Annotated in this window: 18 protein-coding genes; 10 read left to right on the plus strand and 8 right to left on the minus strand. The window is 55.0% G+C overall.

Going from position 1 to position 17,065, the window contains the following annotated elements; translation table 11 throughout:
- The first annotated feature begins 261 nt into the window (after positions 1-261).
- The 4 genes from PXG97_RS15760 (at position 262) to PXG97_RS15775 (ending at position 4,883) form a co-directional block, all read left to right on the plus strand.
- Positions 262-759 carry a YajQ family cyclic di-GMP-binding protein gene (locus PXG97_RS15760; RefSeq protein WP_276498746.1) on the plus strand — a complete coding sequence of 166 codons (498 nt, stop codon included), beginning with the start codon at positions 262-264 and terminating at the stop codon, positions 757-759.
- Positions 760-943: 184 nt separating this feature from the next.
- On the plus strand, positions 944-1,729 hold the full coding sequence (locus PXG97_RS15765; protein WP_276498747.1) for a TerC family protein: 786 nt from the start codon (positions 944-946) through the stop codon (positions 1,727-1,729).
- 153 nt (positions 1,730-1,882) lie between these two features.
- Entirely contained in the window at positions 1,883-4,195 is a 2,313-nt protein-coding gene (locus PXG97_RS15770) for a M20/M25/M40 family metallo-hydrolase (protein ID WP_276498748.1), read from the plus strand.
- 124 nt (positions 4,196-4,319) lie between these two features.
- Entirely contained in the window at positions 4,320-4,883 is a 564-nt protein-coding gene (locus PXG97_RS15775) for a DUF4142 domain-containing protein (RefSeq protein WP_276498749.1), read from the plus strand.
- A gap of 11 nt (positions 4,884-4,894) precedes the next feature.
- Here PXG97_RS15775 and PXG97_RS15780 read toward each other — a convergent pair whose 3' ends face one another.
- From PXG97_RS15780 to PXG97_RS15790, 3 genes are all read right to left on the minus strand, one after another.
- Positions 4,895-5,554, minus strand: coding sequence for a hypothetical protein (locus PXG97_RS15780; protein ID WP_276498750.1), 660 nt, complete (start codon positions 5,552-5,554; stop codon positions 4,895-4,897).
- 481 nt (positions 5,555-6,035) lie between these two features.
- Entirely contained in the window at positions 6,036-7,052 is a 1,017-nt protein-coding gene (locus PXG97_RS15785; RefSeq protein ID WP_338088608.1) for a dipeptidase, read from the minus strand.
- A 106-nt stretch (positions 7,053-7,158) separates the two neighbouring features.
- Positions 7,159-7,719: a DUF4864 domain-containing protein gene (locus PXG97_RS15790; RefSeq protein WP_276498751.1), complete on the minus strand. Its 561-nt coding sequence runs from the start codon at positions 7,717-7,719 to the stop codon at positions 7,159-7,161.
- 138 nt (positions 7,720-7,857) lie between these two features.
- Between PXG97_RS15790 and PXG97_RS15795 the strand changes: the two genes are divergently transcribed.
- The 3 genes from PXG97_RS15795 to PXG97_RS15805 all read left to right on the plus strand — a co-directional run bounded on the left by PXG97_RS15795 (position 7,858) and on the right by PXG97_RS15805 (position 10,702).
- Complete coding sequence (locus PXG97_RS15795; protein WP_276498752.1) at positions 7,858-8,655, plus strand: phosphatase PAP2 family protein; 798 nt, start codon at positions 7,858-7,860, stop codon at positions 8,653-8,655.
- Positions 8,656-8,693: 38 nt separating this feature from the next.
- Entirely contained in the window at positions 8,694-9,965 is a 1,272-nt protein-coding gene (locus PXG97_RS15800) for a zinc dependent phospholipase C family protein (protein WP_276498753.1), read from the plus strand.
- Between the two features lie 230 nt (positions 9,966-10,195).
- The gene (locus PXG97_RS15805) at positions 10,196-10,702 is read left to right on the plus strand and encodes a hypothetical protein (protein WP_276498754.1); all 507 of its coding nucleotides are present in this window, start codon (positions 10,196-10,198) and stop codon (positions 10,700-10,702) included.
- Between the two features lie 73 nt (positions 10,703-10,775).
- Here the strand turns inward: PXG97_RS15805 and msrA are convergent, their stop codons facing one another.
- Complete coding sequence (gene msrA, locus PXG97_RS15810; RefSeq protein ID WP_276498755.1) at positions 10,776-11,276, minus strand: peptide-methionine (S)-S-oxide reductase MsrA; 501 nt, start codon at positions 11,274-11,276, stop codon at positions 10,776-10,778.
- Positions 11,277-11,367: 91 nt separating this feature from the next.
- On the opposite strand from msrA, the gene PXG97_RS15815 reads away from it, so the two are divergent.
- Together PXG97_RS15815 and PXG97_RS15820 are read left to right on the plus strand one after the other, a co-directional pair.
- Complete coding sequence (locus PXG97_RS15815; RefSeq protein ID WP_276498756.1) at positions 11,368-12,453, plus strand: DUF3616 domain-containing protein; 1,086 nt, start codon at positions 11,368-11,370, stop codon at positions 12,451-12,453.
- Between the two features lie 75 nt (positions 12,454-12,528).
- The gene (locus PXG97_RS15820) at positions 12,529-12,990 is read left to right on the plus strand and encodes a hypothetical protein (RefSeq protein WP_276498757.1); all 462 of its coding nucleotides are present in this window, start codon (positions 12,529-12,531) and stop codon (positions 12,988-12,990) included.
- Between the two features lie 77 nt (positions 12,991-13,067).
- On the opposite strand, the gene PXG97_RS15825 is transcribed toward PXG97_RS15820, so the two are convergent.
- The 3 genes from PXG97_RS15825 to PXG97_RS15835 all read right to left on the minus strand — a co-directional run bounded on the left by PXG97_RS15825 (position 13,068) and on the right by PXG97_RS15835 (position 15,515).
- Positions 13,068-13,361, minus strand: a complete 294-nt coding sequence (locus PXG97_RS15825; RefSeq protein ID WP_276498758.1) for a hypothetical protein — start codon at positions 13,359-13,361, stop codon at positions 13,068-13,070.
- Positions 13,362-13,434: 73 nt separating this feature from the next.
- Complete coding sequence (locus tag PXG97_RS15830; protein ID WP_276498759.1) at positions 13,435-14,949, minus strand: HTTM domain-containing protein; 1,515 nt, start codon at positions 14,947-14,949, stop codon at positions 13,435-13,437.
- Positions 14,950-15,029: 80 nt separating this feature from the next.
- Positions 15,030-15,515 carry a hypothetical protein gene (locus tag PXG97_RS15835; protein ID WP_276498760.1) on the minus strand — a complete coding sequence of 162 codons (486 nt, stop codon included), beginning with the start codon at positions 15,513-15,515 and terminating at the stop codon, positions 15,030-15,032.
- A 344-nt stretch (positions 15,516-15,859) separates the two neighbouring features.
- Between PXG97_RS15835 and PXG97_RS15840 the strand changes: the two genes are divergently transcribed.
- A complete protein-coding gene (locus PXG97_RS15840) occupies positions 15,860-16,510 on the plus strand; it encodes a DsbA family protein (RefSeq protein WP_276498761.1) in 651 nt (216 codons plus the stop codon).
- A gap of 1 nt (position 16,511) precedes the next feature.
- Here the strand turns inward: PXG97_RS15840 and PXG97_RS15845 are convergent, their stop codons facing one another.
- Positions 16,512-16,919, minus strand: a complete 408-nt coding sequence (locus tag PXG97_RS15845) for a hypothetical protein (protein ID WP_276498762.1) — start codon at positions 16,917-16,919, stop codon at positions 16,512-16,514.
- Between the last annotated feature and the right edge of the window lie 146 nt (positions 16,920-17,065).

Raw genomic sequence — 17,065 nt, forward strand, 5'->3', positions numbered from 1 at the left:
TGATTGTTCCAGACCGGTTGGTATCACCTGTAAACTTCTTATACTTTAACCAATAGCTGCGGCTTTAAAAGGTATTAGAAACCAGTTTAACAATTCCTGCCTCAACAAACAACAATTTAGCCGTGCAGCCATTCAGGCTTGCAGCTCCTCACGGATCGGCTGGCTCAACAAACAGCAAATACCAGGTAACAATTAGCAATTAAGAAATAACTTTGTTGGGTTAATTAAGTAAATCCATTCTTAAAGCATAAGTATAAAACTATGGCATCTTTCGACATTGTAAGCAAGGTAGACCCGCAAACCATGGATAACGCCGTGAACGTGGCCCGCAAAGAGATCCTGAACCGCTACGACTTCCGCGACACCAAAGGGAGCATAGAGTACGACAAGAAAAGCAACATCGTCAACATAACCATGGAAAACGATATGCGGGTGCAGCACACCGAAGACGTGCTCATCAGCAAGATGGTGAAGCAGGGGCTTGATGCCACCGCCCTCGATTTCTCTAAGGAGGCTTACCAATCGGGCGCCATGCTGAAAAAAGACATCAAGGTGAAGGCTGGCATAGAGAAAGACACCTCTAAGAAGATCATGAAGATCATCAAAGACAGCAAGCTGAAAGTGTCGGCAGCCCTGATGGATGAGACCATACGCGTTACCGCCAAGAAGATAGACGACCTGCAAGGGGTAATCGCCCTGTTGCGCAGCAACTCCGAGGAAATAGGCATGCCGCTGCAGTTCGTGAACATGAAAAGCTAAAACCCGGATTGTTGATCGTAAGTTGTTGATTGTTGGGAGTCCAAGCGATAGGTGCTACCCTCTAATCAGTATCAGTAGATGAGCATACGTGTGCAGGAAGTAAGCTTGTTCGCAATAAAAAGCTTGCATGCTGTTTTAGGCGAACAGAAAGATCAGCAATCGTCAATAAACAATAAACTAAACTATGGAAATATTCGCCAATCCGGATACCTGGATAAGCTTGCTGACGCTGACCTTTATGGAGGTGGTGCTGGGTATCGATAACATTGTTTTCATCTCCATTATCGTGAGCCGCCTGCCGAAGGAGCAGCAGGCAAAGGGCCGCAATATTGGCCTGATGCTGGCGTTGGTGTTCCGCGTGATCCTGCTCTTGTTTATCTCCTGGATCGTGAGCGCCTCCGACCCGATCTTCTCGATCAACCTGCCGTTTACCGAGGAGGCGTTTGCCGTCTCCTGGCGCGACATCATCCTTTTTGGCGGTGGCTTGTTCCTGCTGGCCAAGTCGGTTACCGAGATCCACAACAAGCTGGAGGGCGAGGAGGAAACCCATGCCGCAGGCAAGGCATATGCCACGCTGGGCCAGGTGCTCATCCAGATCATCCTTATCGACATCGTGTTCTCCTTCGACTCCATACTCACAGCCGTAGGCCTGGCGCAGGAGGTAATCATCATGATCATTGCCGTGATCCTGGCCATGGGTATTATGCTGATCTTCGCCAAGTACGTAAGCGACTTTGTGAACAAGCACCCGACGGTGAAAATGCTGGCCCTGTCCTTCCTGCTCCTCATCGGCTTCATGCTGGTAGTGGAGGCGCTGCACCAGCACATTCCGAAAGGCTACATCTACTTTGCCATGTTCTTCTCGCTGATGGTAGAGATGCTGAACCTGCGCCTGCGCAAGAAAACCACGCCGGTACACCTGCGCCAGAACGAAGTACTGGAGCCAAAGGAGGAGGGAGTGGCAAAATAACCGTCCCGGAGAAGTATAACCACAGCACCGGCACCCCTGCTACAGGTGGTGCCGGTTGTTTTTTAACCCCGCCGTGAGTAAAAGAAGGGCAACGTAAGGTGATCTTGTCTGCAGATTTTAAGTATATTAGCTTTATACTATGCTGCTCCTGCCATGCGCCAACGCCCTACTGCCTTTGCCCTCCTGCTGCTGCTTGCGCTCCTAGGGCTCTCCCTGCTGAGCCTGTGGCTGCTGATGCCGCCTGCCCCGCTGCCTGCCACGGCGCCGGCCACGGAGTTTTCGGCGGAGCGGGCCATGGTGCATGTGCGGCAGGTAGCGCAGGAGCCACATGCCATGGGCACCCAAGCCCACGCCGCGGTAAGGAACTACCTGCAGCGGCAACTGCAGGAGTTGGGGCTGGAGCCACAGGTGCAGGAGGCGACGGTGGCTGGCAACGAGGGCACAACTGTGGGCCATGTCTATAACCTGCTGGGGCGGCTGCAGGGCACCGGCCAAAGCGGCAAAGCTATACTGCTGATGGCCCATTACGACTCGCAGCCTAACGCCCGGGGTGCCGGCGATGATGCCGCCGGGGTAGCCGCCATCCTAGAGACTATCCGTGCCCTGAAGCAGGGCGAGCCACTGCAGCACGATGTGCTGGTGCTGCTTACTGACGGTGAAGAGTACGGGCTGTATGGGGCCAGTGCTTTTCTGAGGCACCCCTGGGCAAAAGAGGTGGCGCTGGTGCTGAACCTGGAGGCCCGCGGCAACAGTGGCCCGAGCATGACTTTTGAGATGAGCCCGCAGAACGGCTGGGTAGCCAGGCAGTACGCCCAGGCCGCGTCATACCCTTTCTTCAGCTCGCTTGCCTACGAAATCTACAGCCGCATGCCTAACGATACCGACTTTACGGTGCTGCAGGCTGCCGGCTACAGTGGCCTGAATGCTGCCTTCATAGACGGCTTTGTGAACTACCACCGCATCACCGACTCACCGGAGAACCTGAGCCGGCGCAGCCTGCAGCACCACGGCAGCAACCTGCTGGCCCTTACCCGCCACTTCGGCCATACTTCGCTGGAGCAGACAAAATCGCCGGATCGGGTGTTCTTCAACGCGATCGGCAGCTGGGTGGTAAACTACAAGGCCAACCTAAACCTGCTTTGGATGGCCCTGGCTACGCTGCTGTTGTTTGTGACGGTGCGGGTGGCGCTGCAGCAGGGGGCCGCGAAGGGGCGTGGTATTGTGATGGGCGTGGTGGTGTACCTGCTGTTGCTGGTATTAATCACGGCCCTCTTTTACCCCTTGAACGAGTTGGTGCTGGCACAGCTGCCGCTGCCGCGCAGGCAAAACGGGCTGTTTGGCGCGAATCTGTTTTTTGCGGCGTATGTGTTGCTGGCATTGGGGCTTTTTTTGCTGCTATGCAGGCTGGCGCTGCGCTGGATGCGAGTGGCCTCGCTGCTGCTGGGCGTGTTTTTGCTGCAATTCATACTTTTGGCGGCTGTGTACCTGGTGGCGCCCAATGGGGCTTACCTCTTCCTGTTTCCGCTGCTCTTCGGGCTTGGGGGGGCGCTGGCGCTGCTGCTGATGGGCTGGCAAGGGCACTATGCGCTGAAGCCGAAGTTCGCGCTGGTGCTGCTGCTTGCCGCTTTGCCGGCCATATTCCTGGTGCTGCCCATTGCGCAGGCTGTTTTTACGGCTTTCTCGCTGCAGTTGCCTTATGCACTGGTGTTGCTGGTGCTACTTATAGCCGGCTTGCTGCTGCCGTTGCTGGTGTTTATAGCGCGTGCCCTGCGCCTGAAAAGTATACCGTTGCTCTCGCTGCTGCTCCTGTTGAGCGGGGTGGGGCTCCTGGTGCTGGCCATTGCCGGGGAGAGACCTTCTGCTGAGAAGCCGCTGCCGAGCCACGTCAGCTATTACCTGAACGCCGACACCGGCCAGGCCTGGTGGGCCTCCCGGTTCCATACCCTTGATGAATGGAACCAGCAGTTCTTTAGCAGCCCTACCACAGCGCCCCTAAAGGAGATGTATCCGCATGCTTCCATCCAATACCTGAAAAATGAGGCGGAGGAGGTGGCGCTACCTGCTCCGGTGGCTAAGGTGTTGCAGGACTCTGTACGTGGCGGTGAGCGTATGCTTCGCCTGCACCTGAGCTCGCCGCGTGGGGCTGCCCATCTGGAGCTGGCGCTGCAGCCAGAAGATGCCGGGGCGATACGAAGTATAAAGCTGGCGGGGGAGGAGCTGCCGCTGCAGCCGATAAAGACAACAGCGGGGGGCGTTTACTTTACCCGTTTCCATGGCCTGCCCGCAAGTAAGGCAACAGTCCTGGAGGTACGCCTCCGCCCCGGGGCAGGCCTTACGCTGCATCTCCTCGACCAGAGCATTGGCCTGCCACAGGAGCTGGTCTCAGAACCGCGCCCGGCGCACATCATCCCCGAGTTGGGCCGAGACAGCAACCTGACGGTGGTGCGGAAAAGTTATACGTTCTGATGCCTCACTGGTAATTGATATAGCCAGATTTATACTTTATGATGAATCTTAACATCCGTTAAACCAAAGGGGTAGCGTGTGTAGTATAGGGTATAACAACCGAGAATATGCTACCAGACACCACATGTTTTTAGATAAGATCATCACCTTTGCCCTTGCCGCCATTTTTCTAATAGCCTTGTCCTGCGAGGGGCCCGCTTCCGAAGAGTCCACAGCCCAGGAAGTCCCCCGAAAGAAGACCCTGCAACACGAGCCCGCTTTCTGGGACTACGCCGCCAGCAGCAACATGCTGCAGGTGGCGGTAGCCAGCGTGGCCGCCGAGCAGGGCGCCGCAGCGCACACCAGAAGTATAGCTGCCGATGCCCTAGCCTTTCACCGGCAGGCGCTGAAGCGACTGCAGCAGCTGGCACAGCGGCACGAGCACATACAGCTGCCCGACAGCCTGGGCGGTGCCGACATGGGACTGGTATCGGAATTTAAGTTATTGCAGGGGGAGGAGCTGGACACGCGCTTTAGGGACTTTGTGATGAGCACCCACAACGCCCAGCTGGACAGGTATGAGGAAGCGCTGCTGAAAGCAGATGACAAAGAGACCCGTGAGTGGTTGATGGACATGCGCGCGCACCTGCGCGAGGAGATACACCTGATGGCAGCCGCAGACTCAGTGGCTGCAGTGCCAGAAAAGTAAAGTATGGCGTTTTACTTCCAGAGCTCAGAGGCTTTGTGTGCCATCCGGAAGAAAAGCTCACGCTCCAGCCCCGCTACCTGTCGTGCCTCGCACTCAGAGTAGCCGTTTTCCACCGCGTTCAGGTAATCGTAGTATAACTGGGCCAACTCCAGGGAGTCATCCTCAAAGCACTCCTTTAAATCCTCGGACGACTGCCTCTCCGGCTCAAACAGTTTGGAAGGGTACAGCTTGTCTAGCTGGTAAATGAGGTACTTCTGGCGCGTTTTGTTCTGCTTGCCGCCGAAAAGCTCTTCCAGGGGCAGGTCTTCGTCGTTCTCGTCCAGCGCCTCCAGATCGTCCTCTACGGCCAGCGGCTCATACACAATAATATCGTGGCCGGTTAGCTCCAGGTACTCGTCAAACTTTTCTTTTATGGGGATAAGGGTGGGAGAGTCGTAAGGCTTGTCGAGCAGCTCGGCCATGTGCAGGGCTATCTCCTTGCCTTTGTCGCCGGCAGCAATCAGGATCTGGTTAAACTGACTGAAGTCGCAACCTAGGTACACAAATTTATACTCATCGTCGAGCACCGTAAAGCACCAGAGCGTGATAAATTCCGTATCATCTATCACCACCGTGTCGATGTATAGTTCGTTGATTTGAACATAACGTGGCGAATATTCCTGAGCATCCATGGCGTTAGGCTTTAAGGTTATGGTTGCGGCACAGTATAGGTACTATTACAGGGTATACGGAGTTTTGCCCCACATGGCAAATAATATATATACAAATTTCAACGGACTGTCCGCCATTGTGCCAGCGCAGGTGGTAAAAGTCACTGTCCCAAAGAGGTAGCCTCATTCCGGCTTGCCCAGCTCCTGGATTTGCTAAACATGTATAACATGTTGGCAGCTATGCATTTACGTCCATGGTATCCACTTCGCGTACTATAGGCCGCGCCAGCAACACAGCTAAGCCCACAAACCACAGGCAAAGAAATTATTTAGTGAAGGTGCTGTAATAGTAAGCCAGCTTCACCACCAACCTGCCCACTATGATATATAAGCTTCAATAAATATAGAAAAAAATAAGTATAAAACCAGACTTTCGGGGTTTATACGTAGTAGCCTGCCATGGGCCCATGAGGTGGCCTAAACAAGGAAGCCCGCAGGTGCTTTAACGCCAGATGCGTTCTATAAACCGCTGCGCATTTCCGTAGGCCAGCTTCTGGAGCTGCTCCTTCGTAAACTGCTCCTGCAGTCGCCCCAGCACATAGGCATAGCTGCTGTTGGCCTGCGCATGCTCCGGGTAGTAAAACGGGTAGCGGCTCTGGTCCTGCTCGTCAGCAAAATAGAAGTAATCGGCCCCAAAACAAATGGCGTCTTCCGCACCTTGGTTAAAGCCGTACGCAATGTGTTGCAGCAGCGCCTCCGGGTCCTCGGTGTTCAGGAACTTGCGCAGGAAGTTCATGCCGATCAGGCCTTTGCGGCGGATAATCTCCTGCGTCAGCTCATCAGGCAGGTTACGTTCGTGCGGCCATACCGGCCGAAAGTTGGAGTGGCTGGCAATAACGGGGATGTCCAGTCGCTCAGTATCGATGTGGTTCAGGATATCGAAGGCCAGGGCATCGCTGGTGTGGGAGAGGTCTACGGCAATGCGGCGGCCATGCAGGTAGTCGAGCAGCATGCGGCCATCGGTGGTAATGCCATGGGTGGGAGCGGAGAAGTTGCCGCCGCCGAAGCGGTTAGCGGTATGGTGGGTAAAGCTGATGTAGAGGATGCGTCCGCATACTTCAATCATCTTCTCCAGGCGTTTGAACCCTTCCTCCAGCGGTTCATCCTCCTCGCAGAAACCGGCAGCGTTCTCTATGGAAGCCACCATGCCGGTGCTTCCTTGCCGTTGCATAGCCTGCTGCAGCTGTGGCACATCGGTTATGGCTGTCAGGCAGTTTTCGGCATCGGCCAGCTGGCGGAACATGTCGCGCTGCAACGCCGCGTAGCGGGTGCTTCCGGGGCCGGTGGCCGAGTAAATGGCCATTACCTGCAGCCGCACGTTGCCCTCCACCAAGGCAGGTGCCGCGCATCCTATTTCCTTTATGTGGTTCATGTCGGAGTTGGGCACATCGGTCAGGTATACCAGTAAGTCGCAGTGCAGGTCTATTATGGGCAGGCGGTTAGCGGGTGTCGGCATCATGGGCTGTGGTTTAAAGCCCCAAGATAAGGCAAAAAAGCGCATTTAAGCTACACCAAGTATGGCTTATTAAGCTGGAGGAGAGGCCAGAGAGGCTCTGTGAGGCTAGCTACAGCTGGCTGGTGAAGCGGGTTTCTTCCATGCGTGCAATTCCCTCAGTCATCCAGCAGTCTTTGTAAGTGCCTTTGCGCTGCTTGGTCAGGATGAACATAAAGGCTTCCTGCTGCCCGTCTGCGGTTTCGATCACCACCAGCTGGTACGCATGTTTACCGGATACTACCAGTTGTCCTGTTTTGTAACTTTTAAAGTTTAGGATTGGACGATATGCAGGCTCGCGGACCATCAGGCGGAAGTGCCGGAGCGGTCCCAAGTAAGCCCTGTTGGAGGGTGAGGAGAAATTGAACAGCGTGATTACGCCGCTATCGGCGGGGTCGTTCTGCTGTAGGGCATGGAGCTGTATGCTGATCACCTGTCGCGGCGAAAGCGCCTTATCAGGCTTCAGGTAGGTCCATTTAGAGGTATGGGTTATGTCGGGGCTAGCCGAAGTATAGGAGGCGTAGTGGTGCTCATCGGCAGTGGGCATGGCCGGAAACTGCATCCAGAACATTACGAGCAGTAACACGCCAATGGCAAGCATGATTTTGTCGAATATGTTATCTGGCAGCTTCATGTAAATATGTACTTTATTTAGGCAGGGATTGTTGTGAAAGAACAGGCTTTTGGGGTAAACGGGTGCCTGTGGCCTGCCAATGTTTCAAAAACCTGTAACAAAGGATAGCGTCTCCGTATATTCTTTCAGCGACATATCATGAAAAAATACATCCTGACAGACAAAGTCCGAGCAGCCACCAGTTGGGTGCTACACCAGCCGGTGGTGGTGCGCCTGCGGCAGCGCTACCCGAGGCTTACCTCCTTTGTGGCCAACCGTTTTGATACTAGTTACTTTGTTGGCCTACCGCTGACGCTGGTGGTGCTGGCTTGCCTAGTGAACATGATGCTGCTCTCGAACCTGACCGAAAGCGTGATGGAAGCCGAGTGGGTGGTGCAGGTGGATAAGAAAATCAACACCCTGCTTTACGGCATCCGCACCGACGGGCTTAGCCAGTTCCTCTACACGGTTACCTGGCTCGGAGATCAGCAGGCCGTGTTCGGGCTGGGCGGCGTGGTTACAGCGTACCTGCTGCTGCGCAGAAAATGGCTGTACATCCTTGCCTTTTGGCTGGCCATGGGCGGGCTGGGGCTCTCGGTCAGGTATGGCAAGACGATCATCTCCCGCAGCCGCCCCTCGCAGGACATGGCCTACTATGCGGTTGAGCATTTTTCCTTCCCGAGCGGGCATGCCACCACGGCCATGGTGCTGGTGGGCATGCTGGTGTACTTTCTCTACCGCCACCAAGAGCGGAAATGGCTGCGGTACCTGCTGTTGGTCCTAGGCGCCATCCTTATTGCCCTGGTGGGCTTCAGCAGAATGTACCTGGGGGTGCATTATCTCTCAGACGTGCTGGCGGGCTTCCTGCTCGGCATCCTATGGCTGCTAGTGGGTATCAGCCTGGTGGAGGTGCTGGATTACCGCAGGAAGCGCTACAACAACCTGCACCGCCTGTAGACAGCACGTTTGGCCTCCAATTACGTAACGTCACAAGTATGAAGCATAATCTATATAGAGGAGCGCTGTGCCTCACCCTGCTGGCGCTCACGCTGCTGCCGGTAAAGCCTGTGCAGGCCTATGGCGTACTGACGCACCAGGCGGTGATAGACGCTTGCTGGGAACCCAGCCTGAAACCCCTGTTGCTGAAGCGCTACCCCCACGCCACAGAAGCGGAGCTACGAAAAGCGCATGCCCATGCCTACGGCGGGTCTATTGTGCAGGACATGGGGTACTACCCTTTCGGCAATACCTTCTTTACCGACCTTACTCACTACGTACGCAGCGGCGATTTTGTGGAAAGCCTCGTGCGCCATGCCGGCAACATCGAGGAATTAGGCTTTGCGCTGGGTGCCATGGCTCACTTCAACGCCGACATTTACGGGCACCCCATAGGTACCAACAGGGCTGTGCCGCTGGTATACCCCAAGGTGCGGCAGGAGCTTGGCGATACGGTAACTTATGCCGATGACGCCATCTCGCATATCAAGACAGAGTTTGGCTTTGACGTGCTGCAGGTGGCGCGGGGTAACTATGCCCCTGAGGCGTACCAGGAGTTTATCGGGTTTGAGGTATCGCAGGAGCTGCTGGAGAAAGCCTTTCTGGAGACATACGGGCTGGAGCTAAACAAGGTGTTCACCAGCTTAAAGCTCGCCATTGGCAGCTACCGCTACACCATCAGGGGGCTGTTCCCGGAACTGACGAAAGCGGCCTGGCAGGCTAAGAAGAGCGAGATACAGGAGGCGCAGCCGGGGGTGACGAGGAAACAGTTCATGTACCGTATGAGCCGGGCCAGCTTTCATGCACAGTGGGGGCAGGAGTATGAGCGGCCGCACTTCTTTGCCCGCGCCGTGGCCTGGGTCATCAAGGTTTTGCCGAAGGTTGGCCCCTTGCGCCCGCTGGCCTTTGTGCCGCCCACGCCTGAGGCTGAGGAGCTATACTTCAAGAGCTTTAACGTTACCGTAGACAAGTATGGCGCGATGGTGCAGCAGTTGGGGCAGCAATCCGCCAGGCTACAGAACCTGCAGCTCGACACAGGTGAGCCTACCCGCCCCGGCTCCTATTCCCTCACCGATGAAACGTATGCCGAGCTGTTGGAAAAGCTCGCCAAGGCAGAGTTCAGGCAAGCCGACCGGCAACTGCAGCAGCACCTGCTGCAGTATTTCGATAAGGCAGAAAGCCCGGATGGCGGCGACCGGGATGCTCTGAAGGAATGGGAGAGAACCCAGGAACACCTGGTGCAACTGAGGCAGCTGCATGCGGGGCAATAGCTGTTAAGAGGCAGCGTGTTTTTGTACTTGTTCGTGTAAGGAGTTTTACATTGAACAGGAGGCGCCAAATTTAAAGATAGCGCTGCATTGCGTTAAAAATATGCCTGTAAACGTAACTAAGCTCTGCGATTAACGATAAATATAGTTACGAGCCCAGGTTTAGCTGCGAGTTCTGTAGCTAAATCGGCTCATGTAAAATTGTATCATTTATAAATAGACGCATAAAGAAAATGGAAACGAACAAGAATAATAACCCAACTTCGCAGAACCAGAGCCAGTCTAAGGCCAATACCAGTAACACAACATCAAGCAACACCTCGAGCAACATGCAGGGTAGCGCAAACCAAAGCCAGGGCAGCTCCTCTAAGAGCGGTAACAGCAGCCAGAACATGCAGGGCCGCAGCAACCAGCAGGCAACTACCGGTAAAGGCGGCATGAAGGATATACAGGATAAGCTAAGCCAGTTTGGCAGCACTGCCGCCACCAAGTTTAATAACCTTACTACCAAACAGAAAGCCATGGTAGGCGGAGCCGTGCTGGCGTTAGGGGCTGGCTGGATGGCCATGAGCCAGAAGAACAAAAACAAGATCAAGGGCCAAATCAGCTCTGCGGCCTCTTCGGCCAAAGATGCCATGCACAATGTGAACGCCAAGCAGCATAACACCTCAGGCAGCTCCAAAAGCAACATGACTGCCAGCAGCTCAGGCTCATCAAGCACGAACGCCCGAGTAAAATAAGTTAAGGCAAATGCCTGCAAGAGAAAAGCCGGACCTGGATGGTCCGGCTTTTTTATGCCCATACGGCAAATTGCTAACTGGTGCGGCAGCTGGCTTCACCCCGCTTCAACAGGTACTGCTGGTGGTACTCCTCGGCAGGATAAAAGGTGTCTGCAGGCACGATCTCAGTCATGATCTGGCGCCCGCTAAACTCCGGTGACTGCTGCCAGTTCTCCTTAGTGGTTTCGGCCATCAGGCGCTGCTCGTTGTTGTGGAAAAAAACCGCCGAGCGGTACTGAGAGCCCACATCCGGCCCCTGCCGGTGAAACTGCGTGGGGTCGTGCGCCTGCCAGAACACCTGCAGCAGTTGGTCGTAACTTACCTGCAGCGGGTCGAAGGTTACCTGCACCACCTCGGCGTGGCCGGTGCGGTCGGAGCAGACATCCTGGTAGGTAGGGTTAGCTACATGGCCACCCATGTAGCCCACCTCCGTGTCTACCACGCCGGGTGTGTTCCGGAAGGCAACTTCCACACCCCAGAAGCATCCTGCGCCAAAGGTGGCTTTCTCTAGATTCCTGTTTTCTGATGATTGCATAGTCTTACATATGTATAAAACCCGTGGGCGGGTGCGTTACTACAGGGGCGGCACTCGTAAAAGTGCCGTATACACTCCTTAAAACCGTAAAATGAAAGAGAAGGTTATACTACAGTTCGATCCTGAATTAAGCCTGAATCCGGAAGGCAAGCATGTGCGCGATGGCCTCTCCGCGGCCCTCTGTACGGGCAACAACCTGTGGGTCAGTTGCGATGAGCGCACTACCATAGAGCGCCTTACCCGCCAGCCCGATGGCTCCTACGCCCGGCACAAGTCTTTTAACCTGGAGGATTTTATCGAGCTGCCTTCCAAAGGCAAGAGCGAGATTGACATAGAGGGCATGGGCATTGCCGACAATTACCTCTGGATTATGGGGTCGCACAGCCTGAAGCGCAGCAAGCCTAAGCGCCATCAGTCTACTGCCAAGCAAATGAAACGGCTGGCCCAGGTGAAGAACGATCCTAACCGCTACCTGCTGGCCCGCATCCCTATACTTCTGGATGAAAGCACAGGAGATTATACGTTGCACCGCGAGGCGAAGGACCCCGGCCTGCCGGAGCGCACGTTACGGGCGGCGCAACTGCACGGCACCACCCACAGCAGCATCCTTACCGAGCTGCTGGCCCACGACGAGCACATCGCCCCCTTCATGAACATCCCCGGAAAGGATAATGGCTTTGACGTAGAGGGCCTGGCTATCCACGGCAAGCGCATTTTTATAGGGCTGCGCGGGCCCGTGCTGCGTGGCTGGGCCATGGTGCTGGAGGTGGAGGCAGAGGAAGACAAGGAAGGCGAACTGCACCTGAAGCAACTGGAAAACGGCAGGCGCTACAAAAAGCACTTCCTGAACCTGCGCGGCAAAGGCATTCGCGAACTCCGTTTCTTTGGCAAAGATTTGTACCTGCTGGCCGGCCCCACAATGGACCTGGATGGCGTGATCGCCATTTATCGCTGGCCTAACGCAGTAGGGGAGCAGGAGCAGATGGTGCACAGCAAGGAGTTGGAGCGGCTACGGGAGGTGCCCCACGGCATTGGCGCCAATACCAGCAAAGACAAGGCCGAGGGCCTGGCCGTGCTGGATGCGCATCACGTGCTGGTGGTGTTCGACAGCCCGACAGATGAACGCAAGGAAGGAGAGGATGCCGTGTGGGCCGATGTGCTGCGCGTGGCGGAGTAGATGTAACCTTCTGCCATAAAACTCCCTATACCTGTTAAACAGCCTGATGCTGCACAAACCTAATCGAATAAAACTATGAACAACGCTATAAAAGCAGTGGCAGGAGGCGTGGCCGGTGCCTGTGCCTTAACACTGCTGCACGAGACAGTGCGCCGTGTGGTGCCTAACGCCCCGCGCATGGATATCTTAGGCATGCGTGCCATTTCCAAGCTAATGAATATGGCTGGCGAAGAGCCACCCCGGGATAAGGAGGAGCTGCATAACTGGTCTTTGGTAGGGGACATTGTGTCTAACTCTGTTTACTACAGCCTGGCAGGCACGGGCAAAGACGCCTGGTGGCGCGGCGCCATACTTGGTGCGGCGGCCGGTGTGGGCGGCGTGTTGTTGCCGGGGCCAATGGGGCTAGGCGAGGAGCCGAGCAACCGTACTCCTAAAACCCAGGCCATGACCATAGGCTACTATCTGTTAGGAGGGCTGGTCGCCGCCGCCGTAGGGTATGCCCTCAGCGGCGATGAGGAGGCCGATGAAGCAACATAAACCTTAATCCACCTAAAGCACGAAAGGCAGATGCTGTAACGCATCTGCCTTTCGTGCTTTAGGTCCCGGACCAGGTTCTAGTTTCCGCTAGTGGTGGTTCCACTAGTGGTGGTGCCCCCTGTGGTCGTGCCACTCGTGGTGCCGCTTGTTGTTCCGCCGGTAGTACCCATGTTCGTGGTGTCACCCATGGTATTGTTCATGGAGGTATCCATCATGCCGTCATCCTGCATCATATTGTCATTTTCCATGTTGTCTGTCTCGGTGGTGTTGGCGTCAGTCTCCACACCTGTGGTGGTGTCGGAGCTGCAGCCTGAAATGGCTGTGACAGCCAGCAAGGAGCCGGCAAGCACAAAGGCATATGTTCGTTTCATAGTTTTCATACTTAGTTTAACATCTGTGTGAAGTACCTTTTACGGACGCGCCCCAAAAGCGATGTCCCTGCCTTTACTCAGCCTGATTGGCGCAACTGCAGAGCACCTCACGCGTAGGCACCGCCAACTGGTAGTCAGGTAACGATGGTTCTTTCATGTAAATAACCTCCAGTTGCTGAATAGGCTGTTGCGGGTGCGCCTCGTTCCAGCGGCGCATCAGGTAATTGCAGTAGTATGGCCGCATGTACGCATAGTAGGTGAACAGGTAATTCTCGGAGTACTTACGCCAGCGGTCGTTCTTGAACATCGACACCACCGATGCCGGCTTACTGTAGTTAACCTCCTTTCCCTGTTGATTCAGGTCTATGTTGATGCCGTTGGCAGTATACCCTTCCAGCACATACCAGCCGTCGTCTTTGAACACCGTGGGCGAGAACATGCGCCAGTGCTGGTCCAGGCGCAGCAGGTAGCCAAACCAGCGGCTGCTGTCAGGTATCTTGTGAAGGGGCAGGTGCGTGGTGCTTAGGTTCCACCAAACGCAGTATAGGAGGACCGCCGTTACAAAGCCATTGCGAAGCGGCGATAGCATGTGCCTCGGGATGAGTGGCTTCTGCCAGTTTACCTGCAGGCTTACGGGGCTGCTCAATCGGTTAAAGACCTGCTTAAACTGTCCCATCCTTGGCCTCCGGAAAGAGCCCAGCACCCGCTTGTCGAGCCAGTTCATGGCAGGAGCAGGCAGCAGGCCGGCCACCGAGGCAATATTGATGAGGTAGAAAAGCCCCACAAACAAAGTTAGACTGATGCCGATGTGGAACCCCACCAGCACTACCACCACTACCATGCGGAAGAACCTGTTGTGCCATGGGATGAGCAGCAGGAAAGGCAGTAACAGCTCGGTATACCAGGTTGCTAGGGTTAGCACGCGCAGTAACTCGGGGTAGGGGTAGATCAGGCGGCCTAGTGGCATCAGGATCTGATCAAGGCTTAGCGCATAGTAAAGGGCGGTGCCTTCAGTGTGCCACTCCGGCGAGTCCTTGAGCAATGCGGTGCAGAAGTAAACTAACCCCACCTGCACAATATAGGCCACAGTGGCGGCACTGAAATAGCTGGTTTGCTGCGGCACTACACCCTGCTGGCGGGCATGCACGGCATCGGCAGAGTAAAACCTACCCCAGGGCAGGAAAATGCCCCAGAACAAAAGCATCCTCAGGAGGTCGTCGCCGCCCTGTGCTATCAGGGGGTTGCGGTTCTGCAGCGAGAGCAGCAGCAGCCAGGTAACGGCTGTGGAGAGCCGGGTTTTGTATCCCAGCAGAAGGCTGAAGGCAAACCCGGCGGCAAGTATAAACAACAGCAACTGGAACTGCCACAGCCCGCTTAAAACGTGCAGCGAGAAGAACTGCGGCAGCCACAGGTGCTGGTGCAGCACGTGCAGCGGCAGCACACCCATGTTGGAATAGTGCGCCTCCATAACGCTTGCCCTAATGGCCAGGTCCAGCAGTACAATGCCAGCCAGCCAAATCCGCATCATGGCGAGCGCCCGCAGGTCTACGGTGAAAACTTTACGCAGGTATAGCTCCAGGTACTTCATGGGGGCAGCTTGTGTAAAAACAGAAAGGCAAATACCATCCGGTGTCTGCCTTTCTTGTTATCCAGTTCAGTTGATTCTGATTACATCGTTGTGGTACCCGTAGTTGTTCCGCTTGTGGTGCCTGAGGTCGTGCCGGTTGTAGTTCCAGTAGTAGTACCTGTGGTTGTTCCAGTTGTTGTACCCGTAGTCGTGCCTGTTGTGGTACCCGTAGTCGTGCCAGTGGTTGTACCTGTTGTAGTTCCCGTGGTTGTACCTGTCGTGGTGCCCGTGGTTGTACCTGTAGTGGTTCCCGTTGTAGTACCTGTGGTTGTTCCGGTTGTAGTTCCAGTAGTAGTACCTGTGGTTGTTCCAGTTGTGGTACCTGTAGTTGTACCTGTGGTGGTTCCGGTTGTTGTGCCTGTAGTGGTGCCAGTGGTCGTTCCGGTGGTTGTGCCGTAATCTTCATCCATGGTGCCTGTATCCATTCCTTCGCTATCGGTGGTGCTATCGGAGGTGGTGCAACCGCCAAAAGTCAAGGCTGTTATGGCGAAAGCTGTTGCACAAAACGTAATTAAGTTCTTTTTCATAGCATTCAGTGTTTGTTATACTTGTTTGTTTAACTTAAAATGATTCTACGGACTGGCTTAAAAAAAGTATGAACAAAGTGCTTTATTTAAGGTGCTTGGGGTGAGTGAGCTGGCTTTAAGTGTACTATTTTAAGGCGTGCTTTCTTGGGGCCGGTGTATGCTGGCCTCCTTGCTCACGGGCTCTGCAGGCAACTCTGCCTCCTGCCCGGCTGGCGTGGTACAGGTTTAAGCCAGGCAAGTAAGGCCCGAGGCAAGTGCAACCTACGCTGCCGCTCTGCCAACGTTGTTGCCAAACTTATTAGCGCCAGGCTGGTTGTGGAAGCAAACGACTAAATCATCATATCATGGAGAGACTAAAGATATTCTATGTGCAGGATGCCCTGTGTGGCTGGTGTTATGGCATGAGCCCCGTTATTTCGCGCCTGTTTGAAGAGCAGCAGTATGACTTTGAAGTACTGAGCGGCGGCATGATCCGGGGCAGTAACGTACGGCCCATCAGCGGCATGGCCAGCTATATAAAGCAGGTGGCGCCGCGGCTGGAGGAAATGACCGGCGTAAAGCTAACTGACACCTACCGCCGCGAGATACTGGACAAGGGCACCTTCCTGAGTAACTCAGAACCGCCGGCTGTGGCCATGGCTATACTAAAAGAACAGTTCCCGGAGCAACAGGTACCCTTGGCGGCAGCGATTCAAAAGCAACACTTCGTGGAGGGCAAAGACCTGAACGAGGTGGAGACCTACCTGCCGGTGGTGCAGACCTTCGGGGCCGACGAGGCGGATTTCAGAGAGAAGTTTGAGGGATGGCAGTACCTGGAGAAGGCGCGGCAGGAGTTTGAACTGGTGGAGAACTGGGGGATAAACGGGTTCCCGGCGGTGGTGTGCCAGGCGGAGGATGGCAAGTTATACCTGGTGGCGCGCGGATACCAACCTTATGAGCAGCTGGTGGCCACCCTGGAAAAAATTCAGCAGGAGGCTGTGAAGGGAGGCAAGTAAGCTACTGTGCCTTCGTGTCTGTCAGCCACTCGTAGGCCGAAGTCAGGTCGTTGAATACCTGCACCTCAAAAGGGAAAGGCCCCAACTTATCAGCGTTTACAAAATACTGTAGTTGCTTCTGAGCAATCGGGTCAAAGGAGTTGATGAAGGCGAAGCGCTTGAGCGGCAGCTTTATGAAGTCTTTCAGGAACTCCTGCAGGGTCCAGCGGGTATCTTCTTTGGGGATTGCAGGTAGCAGGCGACGGTCCGAGATGGCATAAGAGGCTCCCTGAGCGACTACCAGTTGCAGGAAATTGTTCAGGGTGTCGCGGTATTCCTGGCTGGTGCAGGGGCCGTACCACTGGCTTACAATAACGTTGTGGGCTGCATAATACTCAACATGGTGAAACGGAGTAGAGGATAGAACCATAGGCCGCTGGTAAGGGGTGGTTTATATTCCTTAATAGTAAGGAATTGTCGTTACATATGCAAGCCGCTTACGGGATAAAAGCATGGTTTTATTTCATGATTCTTACCCTTGCGGCAGGGCTTCAGAGGCACAAACGAGAACCAAGC

The sequence above is a fragment of the Pontibacter litorisediminis genome, from assembly GCF_029360645.1.
Classification (GTDB): Bacteria; Bacteroidota; Bacteroidia; order Cytophagales; family Hymenobacteraceae; genus Pontibacter; species Pontibacter litorisediminis.